We start from the raw sequence: 17,509 nt of genomic DNA on the forward strand, positions 1-17,509 counted from the left end.
CTTGGTTTTTTTTAGTTATTATAACACGGTCCACCTATGACATGGATCACCTAGAAAATAAGCCCTCAGTGAATGTCCACTTTTCCGAAATAAATCAGGATACTGGCGAAGCCGACTAGGGATACCCCTGCGATCGACAGGTAAGAAAGCTCTGCCGGATAGAGCGGCAGCAGGGATTGATGGGTGATGTCAAAGGCCGCCGTCCAGGGCACAAGCCCCCGATGCTCCGAGTTAAAGACCAGCACATTCAGCATAGTGATCGATATGGCTGCAATCATGGATGGCACATAATTTTTCATGACAATCGTAACCAGAATGACCGGCGTGGTAAGCGCCCAGAGAAGAGCGCCTTCAACCGCAAATTTGATCAAATAATCTAGGATTAACGCTCCGCTGAGCCCGTCAAAGCCACCCAACAGCCCACACAGGATGGTGAGCGCCCAGGCAACCAGCGACAGCAGTAAAATCCACACGAGCAGCAAAAGCATTTTACTAATCATCAAGCCCGTTCTGGACACAGGAATGGTCAGCAAATTTTTTAAAGTGTCCTCTGTATACTCTCTAAGAAATAAATAGGCCGCAACTATGCTGTACAGAGGCACCCCGATCAATAGCACCGTATACATGCTTGTATTGTAAAACAAGGTTTCAAAAACCGCCTGTTCTCCAGAAGCGTCTGCCGATGTCCTGTTGATATAAAAAGCAAGCACGACCATAAAAGGGGCAAGCCCTGCTCCAATCATGCTCAGCAGCAGCATTTTGGACCGTTTCAATTTCAGCAGCTCCACAGCCAGTAAATCAACCAATCCGGCCACCTCCCACCAGCTTGGCAAAATACTCCTCCAGCTTATCCTCGCTCAAAGCCAGCTTCATCACGTCAATATCATGCCGCACAAGCTCTCTATTGATTTCACTGATCCCGTCCAAATGTGAATACACACGGATGACGCCCCCATGCCGCACCTCATAATCGGCAACGCCAAAATGCTCTTCAAGCAACAGCACGGCCCTGTTATCGTCCGACACCTGTAATTCCAAATACTTTCGATTCAGGCCCCGCAGCTCATCCATCGTGAGCTCTTCCAGCAGCTTCCCGCCATGGATAATGCCAATACGGTCCGCCAGCTGCTCCATCTCGGATAAAATATGGCTGGAGATGAAAATGGTAATGTCCCGTTCCTGGGCCAAATGAAGAATAAGACGCCTCATTTCTTTGATTCCGATAGGATCAAGCCCATTAGTCGGCTCGTCCAGAATCAGCAGCTCCGGGTAATGCAGCAGCGCTCTGGCAATGCCAAGACGCTGCTTCATGCCGAGGGAATAGTTGCCTACAACTTTTTTTGGTTTCATGCTGTAAACCCGTGAGTTCCAGCGCTTCGGTTATAGCATTTTTCTTGTGCATGCCCATAATCCTGGCGTTAATTTGCAGGTTTTCGGCTGCTGTCAGATTTTCATAAAAACCCGGAACCTCGATCATGGAGCCGATTCTTCGTAAAACCTTCCTGGGGCTGGTGAACAGATTATCCTCGAATATCTCGATCCGGCCGCTTGTCGGCTTTACGAGCCCCGTAAGCATCTGAATCGTCGTCGTTTTGCCGGCGCCGTTGCGGCCCAGAAAACCATATATTTCACCCTGTCTTACCGTTAAATTCACATCATCCACCGGCTTTTGGCTTCCATATCTCTTGGTCAGCCCCTGCGTTCTGATGACTGCTTGCATGACGGAGCACCTTCTTTCGCTTGGTATGGCTCCTATTATAAGACCCTGGTTTTAAATAGCTCTTATTCATTTCTTAACAGTTGCTTAACTCACATCAGGCTCAAACACGGGAAAAGAAACAACAAAGACAGTCCGTTCCCCAGGCAGGCTGCTTGCATGGATCGTTCCGCCATTCTTCTCCGTCAGAGCCTTGGCAATGGTCAGCCCCAGACCGCTTCCCCCGCTATGCATGCTTCGGGCGCGGTCCCCACGCCAGCTACGCTCGAAGATATGCTTAAGCTCCACGCCCGTCATACCCTGGCCGCGATCCCAGATCATCACTTCATAAAAGCCGTTTTTCACGGACAACTCGACACCCATAATTCCGCCTTGCCCGCCATACTGGAGCGCATTTTTCATGATATTCCCGAATATCCGCATCAGGCTGAATGCATCCGCATAAATGAGGCATGGCTCTTCCGGTATGCGGATCTCTAGCTCCAAGCTATTTTCGTTGGCAGCGGGCAATTGCTCAATGAGTACCTCACGGAGCACTTCCGTCAGGTCGATTTCTTTTTTCGTCAGAACCAGCTCATCCGCATCCAGCTTGGCCATCGTAAAGAGATCGTTAATCAGCGATTTAAGTGCGTTAGACTTGTCGGACAAGATGCGGAGATATTTTTGCTTCTCCTCTTCGGTTGTGCCAACCCCGTCCTGGATTGCATCGACATATCCAATGATCGAGGTCAAGGGTGTCCGGATGTCATGCGAGATGCTGGAGAGCAGCCTCTTCCTCGCGGCTTCGGAGCGCCGGGCGCTCATCTGCATTTTTTCCAGCCTGTCTATGAATTCATTGACCGCGAACAGCACTTCCCTCCATTCCCGGCTTCCTTTCGCCAGCAGGCGTGTCCTGTAGTTAGGCTTCAGGGCATCCCGCAGTCCGTCCGCCAAACGGGACAGCCTCCTGCGCTCTTGAACCTCCATGCAGAGCAAAACCAAAGCGACCACACCAAGCAATGACAGCAGCGGTAACCCCCATGCCCCCGGGCCCTCACCGGCCATGTACAGCACCGCAAGACAGCACACTAGGATGAACTGCCCAGATTGAAGCACGAATTTGCTCATACCTTTTCACCTGAAAATTTGTAGCCGATCCCCCAGACAGTCTGGATAAAAGCCGGGTTGGAAGGATCAGCTTCTATTTTTTTGCGGAGCTTGCGGATATGCACCATAACGGTGTTATCATCCTCTATGTAACTGCCGTTCCAGACATTGCGAAAAAGCTGGGTCTTCGTAAATACCTGGCCAGGGTGGGAGGCGAGAAATTTCAGCAGCTCAAACTCCTTCGCCGTCAGGGCAACGTTCACTCCGGCAGCTTGCACCGTGTAGCTTTTTAGATCGATAGTCAACCCTTTGTAGGCAATACCGGACTGATCCGGGCGGTTCCCTTCACTTCCCAGGACAAGGAATCTCCTCATGAGCGCCTTCACGCGCGCCACCACCTCATGGATACTGAAAGGCTTCGTGATATAATCGTCCGCTCCTATGCTCAAACCGACAATTTTCTCCAGCTCCTGATCCTTGGCCGTAAGCATCAGAATGGGAACGTTAGAATGATTCCTGATTCTTCTGCATACCTCCATCCCGTCCATCCGGGGCATCATCAAATCCAGAATGACCATATGATAATGGTTACGCTCGAACAGATGCACAGCTTCTTCCCCGTCCGCGGCTCCATCCACGCTGTACATCTCACGCTCCAGATAGGCCGTCAGCAGCTCACGTATTTCCCGCTCATCATCGGCCACGAGCACCCGTACATCCATGATTGAATATCCCCCTCTATCTTGTTGCATTGTATACATTTAGTAGTTTTATTGTTTTTCAGGATAACGTCAAGCTTCCTTGCCGTTCATACTGTGAATTTTTCAGATAAAAAGGCCAAGAACGGCGAGAAAGTTCCCCCGGTCCTTGACCTTATATGCTTGCTGATATCTTCATTTTCAGTTTGAGCTTTCTGCCGCCTGAGTCAGCAGCAACTGGATTTGCTCCATCTGTGCTTGGGTCAGCGGCCCAAACTCTGCCGCCTGCGCATTTTCCAGCACCTGGTTGACGTTACGAAATCCCGGAATCGGCAGGGTCAAGTCGCTTTTGGCCCACAACCAGGCCAGGGCTCCTTGGGTCAGAGAGCGGCCGTTTGAAGTCAGAATCTCACGAATATGGTGTAATTGGGTGATCATACTCGGCGAAGGCATGCCGTTTTTGAAATACGTCAACCAGTCCAAATTGCTTCTGCCACGAATATCCTTCGGATCTGTTACAGTAACAGCATCCGAGTATTTTCCGGTAAGCAGACCCATCGCAAGTGGCCCCCGGTTGATGCTTGCCAGTTTATGTTTTTCACACAAGCTGATCATGTCCGAATTGTCCCGAAATATATTCATTTCGTGTTGGATAGCGGCACAGTGCGGACTTTGGGCAAAAATACGGGCACGATCGGGCAGGTCGGTAGACCAGCCGAAATAACGGATTTTCCCTTCAGACACAAGCTCTTCAAGCACTGCCATGACCTCTGCGGCCTGCTCCTTGGGATAATCGCCGAGATGAAATTGATACAAATCAATATAATCGGTATTCAGTCTCCTGAGAGACGCTTCACATGCCTGCTTAATATAAGCCCGGCTGGCATTCTGGCCTGTTGCCTGCTTCGTCTTTTCATTGGTAACAAAACCGAATTTAGTGGCAATCACCACCTGAGACCTGCGCCCCTGCAGAGCTTGCCCGATAACCCTCTCGCTGTGGCCAGCCCCATAGTTATCCGATGTATCGATCAATGTGATGCCTGCGTCAATCGCGCAGTGAATGGCGGCAATAGAGTCCTGATCATCAACTTCCCCCCACCCAAAGGCTTCCCCGGTTTCCGCATCATGCCAAGGCCCCCCTATCGCCCAGCAGCCCAGACCCAAGGCACTGACTTCTATTCCCGATCTCCCCAATTGGCGTGTGAACATCCGCTTCATCTCCTTTGTTCTTTCGTTCCTGTTCAGTATAATAAGAGACATTAACGGCCATAAGAGCCAATAACCGTTTATTTTCAGGAACCAATCGGGAGGGATAGGATTGTTTGGATTTGCTCCGGCAACTGGTGCCGGTTCCATAACGAAGCAATTATATAATTATTTGCGTGATCAAATCGAAAACGGCTTGCTTGCCCCCGGGCTGCAGCTTCCTCCGACTCGAAGGGCCGCCCAGGAGCTGGGCATCGCACGGAACATCGTGATCGAAGTCTACGAGCAGCTAACCGCCGAAGGATATTTATGCACACATATCGGCTCCGGCACGTATATCGCCGAAGATGCTCAAAAGCAGCCCATCCAGCAGTTGGCACCGGAAGCTGCCACGTCTGTTCAGGAGCCTGAAACAAGGGACATTGACTTTGATGCAGGCACACCTGATTTGCGGCATTTTCCACGCATGCTTTGGAGTAAGTATGTACGGGAAACTATGAGCTACGAGCTGGACAATATTTTTGATTACGGGGATTGTCGAGGCCATAAAACACTCCGGGAGGCCCTCGCGCGATATGTGTACCGTGCCAAAGGCATCCTCTGCAGTGCAGACGATATCATCATTACTTCCGGCACTTCGAACAGCATGCTGCTGCTTGCATCCGCCCTCTCCGGCCAATTTCAAACGGCGTATATCGAAGAACCTACGATTGGGTTTACCGGCGATATTTTCGACCGCTTAAAGTATAATATTTATCCCGTTCCAGCAGATAGTGAGGGTATGGTTGTGAAGCACATACCTCACACAGGACCCGGAGGATTCATCGTTGTTACGCCTTCCCACCAATATCCGACAGGCAGTGTTCTGTCCATGCAACGCAGGCAGGAAGCTGTAACATTGGCTGCAGCGGCGGGGCATTACATTATCGAAGACGATTATGACAGCGAGTTTCGCCACAAGGGAACGCCCATTCCTCCCCTTCAGCTCCTGGACCCTGCCCGGGTTATTTATGCGGGGACGTTCAGTAAAACCTTATCACCAGCCCTGCGTATCGGCTTTCTGATCGTTCCTCCAAAGCTTATGGATCAGGTGCTTCAAACGAAGTTTGACATGAATTTGGCTCCGTCCGGTTTAACACAATCGGCACTTGCCCGCTTCATGAATGACGGCCATTACGAAAAACACATCCATAAGATGAAGGCGCTGTATAGAAAGAAACGTATTTTTCTGGAAGAGAGGGTCAGACATCTATTCAAGGACGAAGCCCAGATTCTGGGCGATGAGGCAGGCAGGCATGCACGTACAGATCGCATTTCACCCGGAGGTGTACGGAGGTACTGACTGGAGCCAGCTAGAGTCATACGGCGTACGGCTCGGTACTTTTGAAGATTATGCAAGAATCAAAGGCAATCACCCTGGAAGGCTGATTCTGGGCTACGGAAATCTGACGATCGAAGAGATTGACGAGGGACTGCGAAGATTGTATCAATTTACTGAAGCGGTCAAGCTTGGCAAAAGAGGATAAAAATCTGTCAGGTTGATAAAGCTCGCATAACCGGTGACGCACATCACTGCGGAGGACTCGATCATAGGCTTCGTCTACCTGGTCGGCACGGATGAGCCAGCTAATGCTTTGAATGTTTCCAGACATCGTTCTTATTATACGGTAAGGCGTTCAATCAGCTTGACTGGTATTTCCTTTTGAAAGAAGCCTCCGCTAATGGATCGAAGGAACAATTCCCTGCCAATTTCCATTAAGGGAATTTCAAAAGTTGTGATATTTAAGATCTTAGCGATCGGTTGGTTATCAAACCCGACGATGGCAAGTCTGGACGGCACATCAATTTCTCGTTCTTTGCAACATGCTAAAATTCCAGCTGCTACTTGGTCGCTCGTAACGAGAAGCGCAGTCGGGGGATTGTGCATCGCTGTCAATCGTTGTACGATCCATTCGCCATCTTCAAAATGAATGGCGTCATAAAAGATGTAATTCGGATCAAACGGTTCACCCATGTTATGCAAATAATCCCGGTATGCCAATTCCCTTTGTTTACTGCTTGTTCCTGATTTTCTGGCCAAGCAGCAGCCAACTTTACGATGGCTCTTACCACTTAAATACGTTAACGCCTCCATACAACTTTTATAATGGTCGACAAAAATGGACGAAACGGATCGCCCTCTTGCATCTTCAAATACAATAATTGAACCATAATTGGCGTACTCCTCTACAATTTCCCAATTGCTAATTTTTGAACAAATAATCAGGGCGTCTAATTGTTTCAGTTTTAGCATCTTTAAAGCTTCTAACTCTCGATGTTCTTCATAATTGGTTTGAATCAGCACCAGGTTATTGTTATTCTTCAAGGCTTCCTCGGCGATTCCCTCGATGACGAGACCGAAATAGGGCCTTTTTATAGAGGGGACAACTACACCTATGAGATTTGTTTTTCCTTTAATTAAATGAACGGCGTTCATATTCCGCTCGTAGTTCGTGAGCTCCATTGCGCGTAAAACTGCTTCTTTTTTTTCATCGCTTACATAAGGAATGCCATTGATCACGCGTGATACCGTTGTAACCGACACTCCGGCTAGCTTTGCAATATCTTTAATATTTGCCATTATCCTTACTCCCTTCCCGAGACTCGCCCATATTGCCTTAAATATATTACAGATAATTTGCTTGACATGAAAAGCATTTCACAAATTACATTGGTTTTGCAAGCCTTGCAAAAAGAAACGTTTTAGCCGCGCGTGCTGTACTTGAAGGAGACTGCAAGATGAAACGCTTGAAAGTTTCTTTGCCTGTTATTTTAATGTTTTTTATGCTGGGGACATTCTGCATAGGAATGACGGAATTTGTAATCACAGGGTTACTATCACAACTATCTGCTGATTTTAATGTATCGATTGCCAAGGCAGGTTTGCTTCTCAGCGTTTATGCGCTTGGTGTTGCCTTACTTGGGCCTTTAATAAGCCTATTGATGTTGAAGGCTTCATTAAGGACTTCATTAAGTGCGTTAATGGCTGTATTTGTTATCAGTAATCTTATTGCAGCTCTGTCACCTAATTTTACCGTATTGTTGCTGGCTCGGCTAATTTCTGCAACCATCCACGCTCCGTTTTTCGGAATAACATTGGTTGCTGCCTATCAAATGAGTACGCCTGACAAACGCACGCGTTCCATGGCTTCCATTAATGGTGGGTTAACCCTGGCCATTTTAGTAGGCGTTCCATTCGGCTCCTATCTGGGGGATATACTTAATTGGCGCTTGGTATTTCTGTTGGTTTCCATCATAGGTGCCATTGTTCTGATCGCTTTATGGTTAGTTACACCTGATCACCAGCAACATCATCAGCCTGATATTAAACGTGAGTTGCGGATTTTTAGCAACAAAAACATTTTGCTCATTTGCATGGTCATCCTATTAGGCCATTCTGGCGTTTTCATGGTATACACCTTTATAGAACCGCTTATTCGCGAGTTTACAGGATTCAGTGTAAGAATGATAATTATCGCCTTGTTTATCTGTGGATGTGGTGCTGTTACAGGCAACTATTTATCGGGGCGTGTTCAACCTTCGATGTTGACGAAACATTTGGCCCTTTTCTTTGCAGCCTTAACCCTTTTATTCACAACTGCTTCTGTCTTTATTCCGCTTTCTTATGTGACTACATTTATGTTCTGCTTTCTTTTTGGTACAGGAGTATTCGGGGCGGTTCCGCTTTTGAACGCCAAGTTTGTCCTAGCTGGAAAAGAGGCGCCTGCTCTAGCCGGCACATTAGCTTCCTCCGTATTTAATCTGGCAAATGCGAGCGGAGCAGCACTTGGTGCATTTCTATTGGATACAGGAGCAGGATTTGGTGGCTTGACTTGGGTAGCCGCATGTTTAACAACGCTGGGGTTGGCTTCAACGGTGTTAACCTACCATAAAGAAGATAAGCCTTCGTTTGAAGAAGTGAAATCGGCTTAAGTATTTTCGTGCAAATGAAGAGGAGGATGAATACAATGAAATGCATCATTTTTGATCTTGACGGTACTATTGGAAATACATTACCGCTGTGTATTGCTGCTTTCAAGAAAGCGATTGAACCATTGGCTGGCAAGGTACTGAGCGATAAGGAAATTATCGATACCTTTGGCCCTTCCGAAGAAGGAACTGTCCAAGCTTTGATTCCAGACTACTACGAACAAGGAGTTGAGGATTATTTAAGACACTACCGCGACTTGCATGCAATGTGTGCCGCTCCATTTGAGGGCATGAGAGAGGTCCTTGATTACGCAAAAGACCAGAATATACGGCTGGCTTTGGTTACGGGTAAGGGTGAGCGAAGCACAAAGATTACGTTGGACATGTTTGGCATTCGTTCGTATTTCGAGGCGATTGAAACCGGATCTCCTCAAGGTCCGAGAAAAGTTGAGGGGATTCAAAGCGTGTTGAAACAACTTGGAATCGCGTCTGCGGATAGTATATATGTGGGGGATGCACCCAGTGATATTATGGCATCGAAGGAAGCCGGAGTTCCGATTGTGTCCGCCGCGTGGGCAGAGACTGCCGAAACAGAGCTATTGCAAATGCTGCAACCTTACAAGCTGTTTACGACAATACAAGAGTTCAGGCAATACATCCAGCAGACTATTCAGAAGTGCGATTAAATCGTAAAGTTGTAACTTTAACGACGATAGTTTAATAGTGCCATCTTCAAAGTAAGTCGCCGTATGCTTGCGATCATCAACTGCCGCCTGTGCGGCCCCCCTCAGAACAACGAGGTGTGCCTCACGGCGCGCATCTGTTACGATGAACAGCCAAACCCACCGAAGGACTTCAACCTTTAGCGGTGGGTTTGGCGCTTATTACGTCTTTATCTATCCCTTTTTCCGCTCCTGTCAGCGGTTACGCCGAATCCAGAACTGAAAGATATCGCTGCGCACATAATCAAACGAATAGAGCACTTGCCTGTTCAGTTCATCATAATGGAGCTGCTTGAACAAAAGCACGGCAGACTGCGGTGAAGTGATGAGGCGGCGGGCGTGGAGATCCGTCCGGGACGGTACGGTAATTTCCGAGTAAGCGCCTACAATACGCACTCCAGCCTTGTATTCAAGATTTTGAAACAACGACCCGGCAAAGGAACCATCCACCAGAATCGCTTCCGCAATCTGTTCGGGCATGTAATTAATCGAATGCGCCACCGCTTCCCCATTAGCCGTTCTGGTTCGTTCAAGAACAATAACCGGGTCCTGACGCCTCAGTTCCATAGGTTCCGCAATATCATGCGGACATGAATCCAGTCTCTTGATGTATTCCAACTGTTCATCTTCCTGCAGCCCTGCGGACCGGATCATGTCTCCAATGCTGTACAAGCGGTCCAGAGAGCTTGGAATAGCGGGAAGCGGACGTGTAATGAATGTTCCGCTGCCATGCTTGACCAACAACTTGCCCTCGCTCTCCAGCCGCTGGATAGCTCCACGGACCGTGGTGCGTGACACTTGAAAGGCTTGCGCAAGCACGGTTTCGGGCGGCAGCTTTTCTCCCTGCCCAATGCCGCTGTCACGTATGTAGTCCTCAATCCGCTGTTTGATTTTTTCCTGTTTGGATGCCACAATAAAGCCTCTTTCCTTTCTTCAAGATTCGAAGCATCTGCTGCTCTGTACAGCCGCTCCTTGAACGGACGCCGCCTGAATATACACAGGATTGGTAAAAGCAATCAGGGCAACGGCATTGCCCAGACAGCCGAACAGCTCGGCACGCACCCATTGCGATGCTGCTTCAGCAGAGATAACGAAGCTGTAAACTGACGTCTCCGACGGGATCTGCAGCTCGCTGCATACTCCTTGGCTGCTTCTCAGCACAAGGCGGAAATGCTCCCCTGCAAATTTGTAGTGCTCCCGCCTGATTTCCATATCCAATCTGACGAAACATTCCATCACGGATAGTCCGGGCCCCTGCATTTCAATACATTCTCCCATATGGTACTGGTGGTCATCGTCTTCGGTCTTGACGGACAATGTAAGCAGCGGCCCCATCGTGACGGCAGCGCGGCCCTGCCGTAGGGCTTCAATCATACGCTCCTCCTTGATATCCTCGCTATCAGCCTCCGCCAGTCCAATATAAGTGACAGCAGGCAACGGATCGTGAGGTTTAGTTCCATGCCAATCCCTGCCGCTCGTTGCCGTAATCCGGTAACCCTGATTCAACAGGTCTGTCCACAGCGCAAAAGCTCTTTGGCTGTCGCGCTTGATGGAAGGCATAAGCGTGGACCAAACTTCAATGAAATCGACGTCATGCCAGTCCCGGATACCGTATTCCCAAAAGCAACCTGTGCAAATCGGACTGCCGATCCGGTACGGATGAGCGAGACCTGCAATACCGCCCTGCTCATGCACAAGCCGTATGCCTGTATGAATGTCTGCCGGTCCGAATGACCGCCAATCGATAAACTCCTTAACCCCCAGGGTCAGCATATGCCCGTAAAATGTCGTCCACTCCATACCTGGCACAATGCGGATGCCGGTCTGCCTCTCCACCCGCTCCGCCTCCGCCAATCCGGACTGCGTATTATGGTCGGTCAAAGCAATGCAGCCCAGCCCAAGGCGGGCCGCGCTTTCAGCCAGTTCCTGCAGCGTCTGGGAACCGTCGCTATGAAAGGTGTGAGTGTGCAGCTCGGCTGGAATCCATTTCATCCTGCGTCCCTCCCTCCTGCATCGTCTCGACCGCAACCTCAAGCCGGTAGCTCACCCTCTCGGTCACTACCGCATGCAGGCTGACGGTTAGCCGCCAGATCCCTGCCGGGTTTTCTCCTGCCAGAAATCCCGGAGATGCCTCGGTCCGGCCCAAAAGATGCTCCTGCTGCGGATCATGCCTGTGCGCGGTGCCACGATGGCGAACCGAATCGTCTACCGACAGGGTCAGCAGGTTTTTGAGGGGAGCGTACCTCCTCCACTCATCGCCTCCAGTCTCTTCCCCGGCGTATCCATACTTCCACATGCTGTCCTGTATCATCTCCTTCGCCTGCTGCTCATCGGTTAACAGCTTGGGATCGTAGGCAAAACGAACACAGACAGCCTGGACTGGCTCAGGCATATGAAATGCATACGTTATATGGCTGTGCGTGCAGTCCGGGAAAACCAAGCCTTGCGCATTATATATGCTTTTCATACCACACCGCTTTCCTCTGCCACCCATAACACGGACACAGGCTGGTCGCGTGTCAGCAGCCGCATGGATGAAGAACGGATTTCCCAGGTTGCCGGTCTATACTGTTCATCCAGGACAAAAACACGCAGCTCCCCAACCCGCATTCGCTCCGCCCCTCCCTCAAGCAGAACGGCCCTGATCTCTGCAATATCCTCTAATACAGCCAGACAGGGCAGCTTGATCGTTGTCGAAAAATGAGCCTCCGCCCCTTCATATGCCGCCCGGAAACCGTCTGCATGCAAATCATGATAACAGGACGAATACCATTCATCCGAACCTTTAAGACGCACCTGGATATCCACGCACCCATCCTCCTCACGGCTGTTGAAGCCTGCTTTGGGCATATCCTCAAGCTCCGTAATACCGGCTGCCAGCGGCTGCTTGAACATTTGGACAAACACATAATAACGCTGGTCCGTCAAAGCAATGGAGGACAGCACAGGGGGCAGCTCCAACGGCTCCTGGCGCTTCATCTCCCAATTGGTGACCTGAAAGGCAAACGGATGCTTCATCATGACTGCCTCACGCGGCTCCTGTTCAGGCTTCCATTGGAAAAGGGGAGGCAGTAAAAACCGGTATTGCGAAGAAATACAATCCGTGAAATTCCCGTTCGCCGTCGCGGTCTGCAGCACCGGATGCCCGCCCAGATCATATCCGCCGCCAAAGGAAGTGGTGATGTGATGCTCCCCCTGGAACTCCGCAGTTACCGTATTTCCGGCTGCATCCAGCTCGACACGGTACATCCATTCGATGTCCGTCGTCCTTCCCCATTTACTCATCAGAAAAGGAGCCGGGGTGCCTTCATCTTCATGGCTGAACATCATCTGGTATTCAATTACTGTTTTTCCATCCCGCACATCCAGCGAATAAAACATCATTAATGGCGTATCCGTGAACCGGTTCTCATACGGGTGAGCCAGACAGCGGCCGTACAGCAGCGGGGCATGCCGGTACACCAGCTCCTGTGGGGATAAATCCGGAATGATACGCATCTGCACGGCATCGATCCAGGCTCTCTCCACCTTGGGCGAAGAGGCTTCTGCCCTGAATACGATTTCCACCGTATAATCCCCTGCCGCCAAATGCCCGAGCACACGAGTATAAGTGAAGGAGCTGCTACCATAAAAAAGGATAACATCCTGGTTATATTGCTCTCCTAGGTATAGACGAACGACGGCGGACTCCCGGTCCGGCTCCGACCAGTCGCTATCTGATCTGGCCGCCAGATCCAGCTCCGCAAATCCGTCCTCCGGCATCGTGAAGGAGAAACGAAAGCTGTTTTGCAGGCTGATTTCTTGTCCTTGCTCCTCTAGCGCTAATATTACGCTGCCATTCGGTTTTTCTTTTTCCTGAATCCCGGTTCCCATACGTTCAGTGCGTTCAGTTTCCGTTTTGCTTTCTGCCATTGTCATAAGTCCCGCCTCCTTGATGTTCCATGGAATTCAGCTTAGCTGGCGTCTGCATCCTGCACCATGGTGCGGATGTAGAAATAACCCATAAAAGAACACAGTATAAACATAAACACCGCCATCGCGCTCGCCATATGTGTTTCCTGATAGCTGGAGAACACCTGCTGCATAGCTACGCCCAGCACCTGCGGCGAGTTGGCGCCAATCAGGAAGGGTGCGGTAAAGCTGCCGATCACACCCATAAAGATAAAGGTCGCCGCCACCCACATCGTCTTGTACGACAGCGGCAGGATAAAGCGGATAAAAAGCTGCAGCGTGCGTGCCCCGGCATCTCTTGCGCTGTCAATGACCGAATCCGGAATGGCAGCCAGCGCCGAGCTGAGCAGCATGGTGGTGAACGGAATGTTGAACCACAGATTGGCGAGCAGCAGCCCGTTGTAGTCATAAATAATTTTAGGGAACGTATCGACCCCAAGAGTCAGCAGAAAACGCGCCGCCCAGCCGTGATTGCTGTAGGTCGTGATCAAGGCATAGGTCGCAATGACGCCGGGAATGAACATCGGCACAAAATAGAGGCGACGAATCCAGGTCACGACAAACCCGGAACCAAAACGCAAATACACCGCCATCGCGTAGCTGATCACCAGAGTCAGAAGCGTGGATACGAGCGTCAGATTGAGCGTATACAGCACATTTTTGCGCATCGCGCCGTCCGTAAACAGGCGGATATAGTTCGCCAAGCCAAAACCGGTTCCGTTCTCGTCGATCAGGCTTTCCCTGATCGCATACAGGATGGGGATGATCACAACAACGAGCAGAATGAGAAAAGAGGGGATGACCAGGAGCAGCCCCAGCATCCCTCTTTTAAAAGATGAGCTCATCATGATCCGCTCGCTACTTCACTCTGCCAGCGCTTGTAGATTTCCTGCTGCAGATCGCCGCTGTTAAAGCTGCGGTAGCCTCCGGACACACTTTCGAATTCCTTTTGCAGCTCCGCTGGCATCAGATCCCATTTAATGCCCGGATAACCGTACATTTTGTTAATGACATTCGTCTGAGCCTCAGGGGAAAGCACGTAATCCAGCAGCTTCTGCACCGCTTCTTTCTTGGTCGAGAGGGCAGGTACCATCAGATAAGACGGTCCGCCCGTAAAAGCCGGATCGATCTGGGCCAGCTTCACGGTATCCGGCAGCAGCCCTTTGTTCAGCTGCTCAAGCGCCATGTCGGACCAGGCTGGGATCATGTCCGCCTCTCCGCTGGCGAGAAGATCAAGCGTCCCCTGATTTTTCTTCGGGTACACGCCTTTTTGATACATATAAGGGCCCAGTTCTTTCAGCAGCGCAAACCCCTGACCCCACTTCTCCATGTTCGCGGGATCACTGCTGTTCATAGCCTCCGGAGGCAGGAAGTTATAAATGGCCGTGTTCACAAATGAGCTGCCTGCACCACCCGTGGACGGATCGTTGTAGGCAAATTTGCCCGGATGCTGGCGAATCCACTCATACAGCTCATCTGCCGTTTTCGGCGGCTCAGGCACGTTCGCGCTGTTATAGGCAAGCACAACGGAAGAGGCGCGGTAAGGTACAGCCTGGTCGTTGACCTGCTTCAGGTAAGCTTCGTCCACATTCGCGAGATTGGGCACCTTGGTTGTGTCCAGCGTTTCCCACAGCCCTTCTTTGGCTCCGCGCGTAATGTCGTCCAGGCTTCCTTCATACAGATCGATATCGCCTTTCGACTGGCCACTCTGCTTCGCGGCAATCAGCCGGTCCATCGTCGTAGCTCCTCCGGTGCCCGAAGGCAAATACACGAGCTTGACCTTGACATCCTTGTTTTGGGCCTCGAAATCCGAAATCAGCGTCTCCCACAGCTCCTTGACGTTAAGCGATCCTGAGGTGTAGAGAGAGATTTCCGTCACAGCGTCTTCCGTAGTTCCACCCGCAGTCGCGGAAGAACCCGCTTCTCCGCCACTTCCACAACCAGCCAGCAGTCCCAGGCTGAGCACCCCTGCTAACATCATGCTGAATTTCTTTTTCACTGACATGCTTTCTCCTCCTCAAATGAGTCAATATTTAATGAACAAAGCGATGAAGGAAACGCAGCACCCGGTTTACGCCCCAGGCGAAGGAAACGACACCACTCTGCTGAAGCCAATGCGCACCTGCTGCCCGTGGTGGAGCCGGGCGGACTGTTCACGGGGAACGAACATTTTGAGCACCTGTTCCCCGCTTTCCACGGACACCTCCGCATAGTGTCCAAGAATCATGATTTGGCGGATCATGCCGGGCAGGGAATTCGTCTCCTGCTCTGTCAGATAAACATCCTCGGGTCGTACAGCCGCAATGACCGCGCCGTCATGCGCGCGCTCCTGCTCGAATCGCGCTTCTCCCACTGCCACACTGCGGCCAGTGCCGGTACCCTTGATCAGATTGATGCGCCCGATGAAGCCCGCCACGAACAGTGTCTGCGGCTGATCGTAAATCTCCTGCGGCGTGGACAACTGCTCAATTTCACCTGCCCGCATGACAACGATACGGTCGGAAATCGACAGCGCTTCCTCCTGATCATGCGTGACAAAGATCATGGTCATGCCGGTTCGCCGCTGAATATCACGCAGCTCTTCCCGCATCTCCATACGCAGCTTGGCGTCCAGCGCCGAGAAGGGCTCGTCCAGCAGCAGCACCTCCGGCTCCAGCAGCAAAGCACGCGCCAAAGCCACCCGCTGCTGCTGCCCGCCGGACAGCAGTCCCGGCGTTTTGTGCTCCGCGCTTTCAAGCTGGACCAGCTTCAGCGCCTCTTGTACCAGGCTGCGGATCTCGTCCTTTTTCTTTTTGCGCAGCTTAAGTCCAAAAGCGAGATTGTCATAGACGGTCATATGCGGCCACAGGTTGTAGCTTTGAAAAACCATGGCTGTCGGTCTTTTCTCCGGCGGCAGATGCAGGATGCTGCTGCCCCGGATCTGGATGTCCCCGCTATCAGGAGCCAAAAAACCGCCAATAGAGCGAAGTACGGTCGTTTTGCCACAGCCGGAAGGACCGAGCAGCGTCACCAGCTCTCCCTTCATCACATCGAGAGAAATGCCCTTTACGCCGTCCCCTGTCTTGAATCGTTTGTTCAGATCACGAATGGATAATTGAATCGACATCTTCAAGCCCCTTTTTCAGAAAAAGTCATTTAACCTGGAAGCCACCTGCCAGCACGTCCGCACTGACAAACCGCCTTGCGGCAAGCAGCAGGATGACCGTCGGCAAGGTAAGAATGACCGAAAAGACCGCACCGGTGGTGCTTGGATAATCGGCTATGATCGAATACATGATCACAGGCATCGTTTTGTAGTCCGGTATGCCGACCAACAGCGTTCCCTGCGCCTCATCCAATGAGGAGAGGAAGGTGAAGACGGAAGCCACCAGAATGCCCGGCATCGCCATGGGAAGGGTAATCTTCCAGAATACGCGCAGCGGCCCCGCTCCCACATCCCGTGCCGATTCCTCCTGTGCCCGGTGCACGCTGCGAAAGGACGCTGCCGGAATCCAGGTCATATACATCAGCGTATTTACCATATGGATGAGCACGATGCCGACAAACGTATTCATCAGCCCGAACTTGTAGAACAGCACTGCGATGGACACGTACAGCCCCATTTTGGGAAAAGCGTGGGTAAGCAAAAAGGAAAACAGGAACCATCTGCTGAGCGGAAAGGAAATCCGTGCGAAGGCATAAGCCGCCGGAACACACAGAATGACCGAGCTCACCGTGACCACCACAGCGATCAGGAACGAAAGCCACATCGAGCTGAGCACGTCATCCTGGCTCAACACAAACCTCCACCATTCCAGAGAAAAGCTTTGCGGTAACAGCGCCGGATACTGCCATTTCCCGGAGACGGCCAAAATCAGCAGGTTCAATAAAGGAACGAGGAAAAACACGACAAAAACGATCAGTACCAGAAACTCAATGATTTTGCGTTTGCCGAGTGAACGTAAATACCAGATCACCATTCATCCCTTTCCAAGAAGTCTAGACGTCTAAATCTCTTACACCTATGAATATAAAGGGCGAATGTTATCGGCGCTTCAGGAGGAAGGAGAGGTTATGTTAAAGTCGCGGGGAAAACAAACCTCTCTGTAAATAGGTATAGCCTTGAAGTCTATCTTTCTGTTCATCTCTTAAACAAAAAAGCGCATCCAACAATGAGTTTT

The 17,509-nt window shown here is 50.8% G+C and carries 17 protein-coding genes and 1 pseudogene; 4 read left to right on the forward strand and 14 right to left on the reverse strand.

Annotated features, from left to right (window positions below; all coding sequences use genetic code 11):
* Positions 1–65: 65 nt before the first annotated feature.
* The 5 genes and pseudogenes from OIN60_RS15270 to OIN60_RS15290 form a co-directional block, all read right to left on the reverse strand.
* A complete protein-coding gene (locus OIN60_RS15270) occupies positions 66–806 on the reverse strand; it encodes an ABC transporter permease (protein WP_305755906.1) in 741 nt (246 codons plus the stop codon).
* Positions 799–1,720, reverse strand: a pseudogene (locus OIN60_RS15275) (ABC transporter ATP-binding protein). The gene OIN60_RS15270 and the pseudogene OIN60_RS15275 overlap by 8 nt, the downstream one beginning before the upstream one ends.
* Positions 1,721–1,804: 84 nt before the next feature.
* Positions 1,805–2,824 (reverse strand): sensor histidine kinase, encoded by a 1,020-nt coding sequence (locus OIN60_RS15280; RefSeq protein ID WP_305755747.1) that lies wholly within the window; start codon positions 2,822–2,824, stop codon positions 1,805–1,807.
* A complete protein-coding gene (locus OIN60_RS15285) occupies positions 2,821–3,528 on the reverse strand; it encodes a response regulator transcription factor (RefSeq protein WP_305755907.1) in 708 nt (235 codons plus the stop codon). The genes OIN60_RS15280 and OIN60_RS15285 overlap by 4 nt, the downstream gene beginning before the upstream one ends.
* A 174-nt stretch (positions 3,529–3,702) precedes the next feature.
* Positions 3,703–4,710 (reverse strand): aldo/keto reductase, encoded by a 1,008-nt coding sequence (locus OIN60_RS15290; RefSeq protein ID WP_305755748.1) that lies wholly within the window; start codon positions 4,708–4,710, stop codon positions 3,703–3,705.
* Between the two features lie 109 nt (positions 4,711–4,819).
* Between OIN60_RS15290 and pdxR the strand changes: the two genes are divergently transcribed.
* Together pdxR and OIN60_RS15300 are read left to right on the forward strand one after the other, a co-directional pair.
* A complete protein-coding gene (gene pdxR / locus OIN60_RS15295; RefSeq protein WP_305755749.1) occupies positions 4,820–6,049 on the forward strand; it encodes a MocR-like pyridoxine biosynthesis transcription factor PdxR in 1,230 nt (409 codons plus the stop codon).
* Positions 6,003–6,233 carry a hypothetical protein gene (locus tag OIN60_RS15300; protein ID WP_305755750.1) on the forward strand — a complete coding sequence of 77 codons (231 nt, stop codon included), beginning with the start codon at positions 6,003–6,005 and terminating at the stop codon, positions 6,231–6,233. Before pdxR ends, OIN60_RS15300 begins: the two co-directional genes overlap by 47 nt.
* A 134-nt stretch (positions 6,234–6,367) precedes the next feature.
* Here OIN60_RS15300 and OIN60_RS15305 read toward each other — a convergent pair whose 3' ends face one another.
* The gene (locus OIN60_RS15305) at positions 6,368–7,327 is read right to left on the reverse strand and encodes a LacI family DNA-binding transcriptional regulator (RefSeq protein ID WP_305755751.1); all 960 of its coding nucleotides are present in this window, start codon (positions 7,325–7,327) and stop codon (positions 6,368–6,370) included.
* A gap of 158 nt (positions 7,328–7,485) precedes the next feature.
* Here OIN60_RS15305 and OIN60_RS15310 point away from each other — a divergent pair, with 158 nt between their 5' ends.
* Both OIN60_RS15310 and OIN60_RS15315 read left to right on the forward strand, forming a co-directional pair.
* Positions 7,486–8,679 (forward strand): MFS transporter, encoded by a 1,194-nt coding sequence (locus tag OIN60_RS15310; RefSeq protein WP_305755752.1) that lies wholly within the window; start codon positions 7,486–7,488, stop codon positions 8,677–8,679.
* A 35-nt stretch (positions 8,680–8,714) separates the two neighbouring features.
* Positions 8,715–9,362 carry an HAD family hydrolase gene (locus OIN60_RS15315; RefSeq protein ID WP_305755753.1) on the forward strand — a complete coding sequence of 216 codons (648 nt, stop codon included), beginning with the start codon at positions 8,715–8,717 and terminating at the stop codon, positions 9,360–9,362.
* 231 nt (positions 9,363–9,593) lie between these two features.
* On the opposite strand, the gene OIN60_RS15320 is transcribed toward OIN60_RS15315, so the two are convergent.
* From OIN60_RS15320 to OIN60_RS15355, 8 genes are all read right to left on the reverse strand, one after another.
* A complete protein-coding gene (locus OIN60_RS15320) occupies positions 9,594–10,310 on the reverse strand; it encodes a GntR family transcriptional regulator (RefSeq protein ID WP_305755754.1) in 717 nt (238 codons plus the stop codon).
* 21 nt (positions 10,311–10,331) lie between these two features.
* Positions 10,332–11,390 carry a CehA/McbA family metallohydrolase gene (locus tag OIN60_RS15325; protein ID WP_305755755.1) on the reverse strand — a complete coding sequence of 353 codons (1,059 nt, stop codon included), beginning with the start codon at positions 11,388–11,390 and terminating at the stop codon, positions 10,332–10,334.
* Positions 11,347–11,865 (reverse strand): hypothetical protein, encoded by a 519-nt coding sequence (locus OIN60_RS15330; RefSeq protein WP_305755756.1) that lies wholly within the window; start codon positions 11,863–11,865, stop codon positions 11,347–11,349. Before OIN60_RS15330 ends, OIN60_RS15325 begins: the two co-directional genes overlap by 44 nt.
* Positions 11,862–13,316 carry a hypothetical protein gene (locus OIN60_RS15335; RefSeq protein ID WP_305755757.1) on the reverse strand — a complete coding sequence of 485 codons (1,455 nt, stop codon included), beginning with the start codon at positions 13,314–13,316 and terminating at the stop codon, positions 11,862–11,864. Before OIN60_RS15335 ends, OIN60_RS15330 begins: the two co-directional genes overlap by 4 nt.
* A gap of 35 nt (positions 13,317–13,351) precedes the next feature.
* A complete protein-coding gene (locus OIN60_RS15340; protein ID WP_305755908.1) occupies positions 13,352–14,194 on the reverse strand; it encodes an ABC transporter permease in 843 nt (280 codons plus the stop codon).
* Positions 14,194–15,354, reverse strand: coding sequence for an extracellular solute-binding protein (locus tag OIN60_RS15345; protein ID WP_305755758.1), 1,161 nt, complete (start codon positions 15,352–15,354; stop codon positions 14,194–14,196). The genes OIN60_RS15340 and OIN60_RS15345 overlap by 1 nt, the downstream gene beginning before the upstream one ends.
* A 66-nt stretch (positions 15,355–15,420) precedes the next feature.
* Entirely contained in the window at positions 15,421–16,455 is a 1,035-nt protein-coding gene (locus OIN60_RS15350; protein ID WP_305755759.1) for an ABC transporter ATP-binding protein, read from the reverse strand.
* A 25-nt stretch (positions 16,456–16,480) separates the two neighbouring features.
* On the reverse strand, positions 16,481–17,305 hold the full coding sequence (locus tag OIN60_RS15355; RefSeq protein ID WP_305755909.1) for an ABC transporter permease: 825 nt from the start codon (positions 17,303–17,305) through the stop codon (positions 16,481–16,483).
* Between the last annotated feature and the right edge of the window lie 204 nt (positions 17,306–17,509).

The organism is Paenibacillus zeirhizosphaerae (assembly GCF_030705605.1).
Classification (GTDB): domain Bacteria; phylum Bacillota; class Bacilli; order Paenibacillales; family Paenibacillaceae; genus Paenibacillus; species Paenibacillus zeirhizosphaerae.